Here is a 4,912-nt window from a genome sequence, read left to right as displayed (position 1 = left end):
GTGTATATTACCCTTTCCATCATACAATCTGGCATTTAAGTCGCCTCCATACTCATCAACTGGTAATGAAAGAAAACCTTCATTATCATTGCTAACAGCACAATTTAACAGCTTAACATTAACTACTCTATTATCTTCAATATTTTTCTTGGTTATTTTAAAAGCAGATGGAAATGGCTCTATACTTACAATTAATCTCGCGCCTTTTAATGAAAAAAGTAATGCTGTATCTCCAATTAGTGCTCCTACGTCTAATACTGATTTATCCTTGACATTTAGTTTCATATATATATTGCTCACTAAAAATATCTGATTCATACCAATGATACAATTTTACGGGTTTGCCATTAAAATTTATAATGGCTGTATTTAAATCGTCCGAAATCTCTGTTATTTTATCATGATAAAGAACTAAGTGTTCTAAGATTTTAGTTATTTTAGTATCATTACTCTTTAATTTTAAGATTATCTTAGCTAATTGTTTTGATGAGACAGAATTAGAAGCGAAAACTAAAAATCTAGCTAATACTCTTAAAGGTATTCTTGTTCCTTCAATTATTATGCCATTTCTTAGTTTTGCCTTAGCTCTACCAAATATAGCTAAGTTAATTAATACTTCATACCAGTTAATATATGCTTTTCTGTATATATTTATCGTTCTTATCAATTTTTTGATATCAATTGGAATAATCTCTGACATTAATATCACATGAAAAATTTTGCTATTTCTCCTATTTATTTTTATCGTTTCTAGTAAGCATTAAATTATTAATTTTTTTACTTTTTTAAAAATGAATGATCTTTTCTTTCTGCTCATTTTTATATTTCTATAGATAACTAATCCCATAAGCTCTTGCACTGCTTTTCATTATATCTGTTTTTGCATCTTTGTACCCTTTATCTTGGTTAATTAAATCGGCAATAACGCTAAAAAATGTTGTTTTCAGTTTCCTGAAGGACCTAAAATAACTGTAAGCTAACCTTTATCAACGTCAATAATCTTTTATTATTGGGGATATCAAGCTGATAAAAAATATGAATATTAAAAGAATTATTTTTAATTTTTATTTATTTTTATCAAGATAAATATAAATTTAACTCCATATTATTACCTAAGGGGATCCAAATGGTTTATGGCTTAAATAAAAACCAATGGATACAGGTAATATCTGCATGGCTTGGTTGGCTTTTAGATGGCTATACAACTATTGCATATGCATTGGTTGCATTAACAATATCTTCCGTTTTCTTTCCTCCCTATTTAAAAGTTGTGGGTATTGTCTTAACTTTTGCAGGTTTTGGAGTTGGTGCATTAGCTAGATCAATAGGTTCTTTAGTTTTGGGCAACTTTTTAGGAGATAAAATGGGAAGAAAAAATATGCTTGTTATCACAATCTTAGGCTTTTCTTTTTTGTCTGCCTCAAAAAGTGTATTGCCTGGTTATAATAAGTTAGGGATTTTCTCACCAATTCTTCTATATGTAATATTATTTTTCGAAGGCTTGTTTGCAGGCGCAGAATATGGGGGAGGGTCAACTTTAGCAATGGAAAGTACTCCTCCAGATAAAAGAGGGTTTGTAGGTAGCTTTGTGCAAAGCGGATATGGAACAGGTTACTTTATTGTCTCTTTGGTTTTGGCATTTATTTCTATGATAACAGGAAAATCCTTCTCAACAATAGGATGGAGAATATTATTTGCAACAGCTATCATTCCTGGTATCATTGCCTTTGTAATAAGAATATTTGCTAAGGAAACGTATATATTTGAAGAAATGAAAGAAAAAAAGGAAATAGAAAAGATTCCATTGAAATCTTTGTTTAAATATTCTCCAAAACAAATGATTATTGGATTGCTCATAACAACAGGTCTCCTTGCTATTAATACAGCTACTTTTTCCTTTTGGCCTTCCGTTATGTATAATTTAAAATATAATGAAGAAATAATAGGCTTTTCAGTTGCTATAATTAACCTAGTATCGTTATTTGGTGTATGGTTTGGTGGTTTTTTGGCTGATATAATAGGAGGCAGGAAAAAGCCTATGATTATTTATGGAATAATTTTTGCATTTTTATCATATTTTTTAATTAAGTATGGCTATACAGAAAAGTTAACTATTTTTGTAACTTTATTTTCAATTCAAGCTTTTATTGAGGCTATGATATTTTCAACAATACCAGCTTTTCTATCAGAATTGTTTAGTAAAAAGTATAGAACTACCGGTGTTGGATTTACGTATAACGGTGGAGCAATTATAGGAGGCTTTGCAATAAGTTTTATTTATGCAATTTCATTCATAGGTTTGGTAAACGCATGGCTAATAATCCTATATGTTTTTACTGTAATAATGTTGATAGGCATATTTTTGGCTCCAGAAACTTGGAGGAAATCAGCTAATGAAGATATGATAAAAAGGTGAAAAAATGAAAATTATTAACGGTTTTAAAATATGCGGTTATGAGGATGAAATTGCTTTATCAGGTATAACAGCTATTTTTCCGAAAAAAGGAAATATAGCTAGTGTTTACGTTGCAGGAGGATCTCCAGGAACAAGGGATACAGAAGTTATAGATCTTGAAAGAAGAGAAAATCATGAAGTAAGTGCAATAGCAATAGTGGGAAGGAGCATGTACGGCTTAAGAGCTGTAGAAGGTATTGTCGAGTCATTAAGGAAAGATGGGATAGGATTTAAAGTAAATGATAATATAATTGTTCCTATAGTTCCTGCAGCCGTAATATTTGACTTTTATTATAATGATATCTTGCCTGATGAGTCATGGGGGATTAAATGCTATAAAAATATGGGTGATGAGGTTATAATAGGAGATCATTGGGCAGGAAAAGGTGCAACTGTTGGAAAACTTATGGGTATGAAATATATGATGAAAAGTGGTCAAGGTTTCTATAAGGAATCCATTGGAAATGTTGAAATAGGTGTATTAAGTGTTGTCAATTCTATAGGAGAAGTTGTAAATGAAAAGAATGAAATAATTGCTGGGGTTAAAGTAAATAACAAAATCATACCATCTAATGAAATTATAAAGAACAAATTACTTAAAAAATCTTATATAAATACAACTGTTTCAATAGTTATGACTAATGTGAAGGCAACTCCTGAGCAGGTTAAGTTGTTTGCTAAATCAGCATACATAGGTTTATCAAGGAGGATCAGACCCTTTAGCTTATCATTAGATGGTGATATAGTTTTCGCTGTAACAACAAACGAAGTTGAAGAGGATTTAGATTTAATTAGAGGGGCGATAGAGGATATAGCATCTAAAAGTGTTTTATCTATATGGGGATTATAGATGGATATAGATGATGCCATAGATGCAATAAAGAAAGATATGATAAATTTTTTAATAAAAATTATAAACATACCTACGGAAAATCCTCCAGGATTAAATTATGAAAAGTTTGTTGATTACGTTTCCGAATACTTAAAATCATTAGATTACAAAGTAGAAATAGTGAAGCCTAATAAAGAAGAGCTAAAGCAACTTGTTAAATTTGGAGAAGGTGAAAGGCCTAATATAGTTGCAACTTATGGAAATGGCGGAGTAAAAATAGGCTTTAATTCTCATTACGATGTTGTTCCTTCTGGTAAAGGGTGGTCTCACGATCCATATAATGCTGTGATAGAAAATGGAAAAATATATGGAAGAGGATCATCTGATATGAAATCTGGTATAGCTGTACAATTATTCGCAGTAGAAGCATTGAAGATGCTCTATGATATAAAAAATATTACAGTTAAACAATTTATTGTGCCAGATGAAGAAACTGTAGGTAATAGAAACGCTGGTACCTATTATCTAGTAGAAAAAGGGTATATAAACAAAAAGAATTTGGATTATTTAATTTTTACCGAACCATTAAATCCAACAAACATTGGAATTGGCCATAGAGGTGCATTATGGGGCTTTTTTAAGCTAAAAGGAATAAAGTCTCATGGAGGCTTTCCGCAAAAAGGTGGAGATACCATAAGATGCGCAGCTAAAATAATAAACTACATCTATGAAATATTAGAGAATGGATCTAATATTGTATCAAAATATCCTATTATACCAGAATCATCTAGAAGGCCTTCATATTTGGTAGGCACAATAAATGGAGGTGATTGGATGAACACAGTTTCTGATTATTTAACTTTCTCTTATGTTAGAAGGATTGTACCAGAAGAAAAAATTGATTCTGCTATTAATGAAATAAACGATATAATTGATTATGGTAAAAGAACATGTCCAAATGTTAATATAGAATTCGATCAGTATTATATTACAGATAGTATAATATTTGAAAATAGTCAGGGGGTTAAATTAATAAGTAAGATAATAAAAGATGTCTATAGCGTTGAGCCCTTCTTAGTTTTATCCCCAGGAACATTTGATATTAGGTTTGTATATAATAAAGGTATTGATGCATTTAATTATGGTCCAGGATTACTGGAAATGGCTCATGCAACAGATGAGTACGTTTATATAGAAGATTTGATAAAATCTACAAAAGTTATTGCTTTGTTTTTAAAACAATTCATTAAATAGTATTTTATCTAATTATTAAGTTCGGAATTGTATTAATCATGAGATACCTAAGGCTGTATCAACTAGAAGATCTTGTAGAATTAATAGGCGACATACTTAGGTATGTAATCAAGTTATACTTGGATTCGTGTATCTTTATCCTTCAGACGCGGGCTAAGTCCTTTGGAATTGTGATAGCAGAAGCTTTAGCCATGGAACTTAAGGTGATAATTGCGGAAGACGCCTGTACAGACCTATTCGAAAAGTTAGGGGCAACAGTAGTTCCTAAGGATGATATTGATGCTTTAGCAATTCGCTGGCCAAAGCTATAGAGTCGTGTAATTTATCTACAGATGTAGATATCTTCCATGGAATTTCGCTAGGTTCATTTC

General features: G+C 30.9%; 6 protein-coding genes. 4 read left to right on the top strand and 2 right to left on the bottom strand.

Annotated elements, in window-relative coordinates:
• Together Q0C16_RS02820 and Q0C16_RS02815 are read right to left on the bottom strand one after the other, a co-directional pair.
• A partial coding sequence (locus Q0C16_RS02820) for an FkbM family methyltransferase (protein WP_292319525.1) occupies positions 1–285 on the bottom strand: 285 nt, incomplete at its 3' end.
• Complete coding sequence (locus Q0C16_RS02815; RefSeq protein WP_292319524.1) at positions 263–700, bottom strand: hypothetical protein; 438 nt, start codon at positions 698–700, stop codon at positions 263–265. The genes Q0C16_RS02820 and Q0C16_RS02815, both read right to left, overlap by 23 nt.
• A gap of 426 nt (positions 701–1,126) precedes the next feature.
• Here Q0C16_RS02815 and Q0C16_RS02810 point away from each other — a divergent pair, with 426 nt between their 5' ends.
• The 4 genes from Q0C16_RS02810 to Q0C16_RS02795 are packed head-to-tail and all read left to right on the top strand — an operon-like array spanning position 1,127 to position 4,852.
• The gene (locus Q0C16_RS02810; RefSeq protein ID WP_292319523.1) at positions 1,127–2,416 is read left to right on the top strand and encodes an MFS transporter; all 1,290 of its coding nucleotides are present in this window, start codon (positions 1,127–1,129) and stop codon (positions 2,414–2,416) included.
• Between the two features lie 4 nt (positions 2,417–2,420).
• Complete coding sequence (locus tag Q0C16_RS02805; protein ID WP_292319522.1) at positions 2,421–3,305, top strand: P1 family peptidase; 885 nt, start codon at positions 2,421–2,423, stop codon at positions 3,303–3,305.
• Positions 3,306–4,541, top strand: a complete 1,236-nt coding sequence (locus Q0C16_RS02800; RefSeq protein ID WP_292319521.1) for a M20 family metallopeptidase — start codon at positions 3,306–3,308, stop codon at positions 4,539–4,541.
• A 38-nt stretch (positions 4,542–4,579) separates the two neighbouring features.
• Entirely contained in the window at positions 4,580–4,852 is a 273-nt protein-coding gene (locus Q0C16_RS02795) for a glycosyltransferase (RefSeq protein WP_292319520.1), read from the top strand.
• Positions 4,853–4,912: the final 60 nt, after the last annotated feature.

The sequence above is a fragment of the Caldisphaera sp. genome (genome assembly GCF_023256325.1).
In the GTDB taxonomy this organism is placed as follows: Archaea; Thermoproteota; Thermoprotei_A; order Sulfolobales; family Acidilobaceae; genus Caldisphaera.
The sequence above is the reverse complement of the archived record's forward strand: the minus strand, read 5'-3'. Positions and strand labels throughout refer to the sequence as shown.

Bases quoted from the DNA above. Each gene is read 5' to 3' on its own strand.
- Q0C16_RS02815 (WP_292319524.1), bottom strand. From the start codon at position 700: ATGTCAGAGATTATTCCAATTGATATCAAAAAATTGATAAGAACGATA.
- Q0C16_RS02810 (WP_292319523.1), top strand. From the start codon at position 1,127: ATGGTTTATGGCTTAAATAAAAACCAATGGATACAGGTAATATCTGCA.
- Q0C16_RS02805 (WP_292319522.1), top strand. From the start codon at position 2,421: ATGAAAATTATTAACGGTTTTAAAATATGCGGTTATGAGGATGAAATT.
- Q0C16_RS02800 (WP_292319521.1), top strand. From the start codon at position 3,306: ATGGATATAGATGATGCCATAGATGCAATAAAGAAAGATATGATAAAT.
- Q0C16_RS02795 (WP_292319520.1), top strand. From the start codon at position 4,580: ATGAGATACCTAAGGCTGTATCAACTAGAAGATCTTGTAGAATTAATA.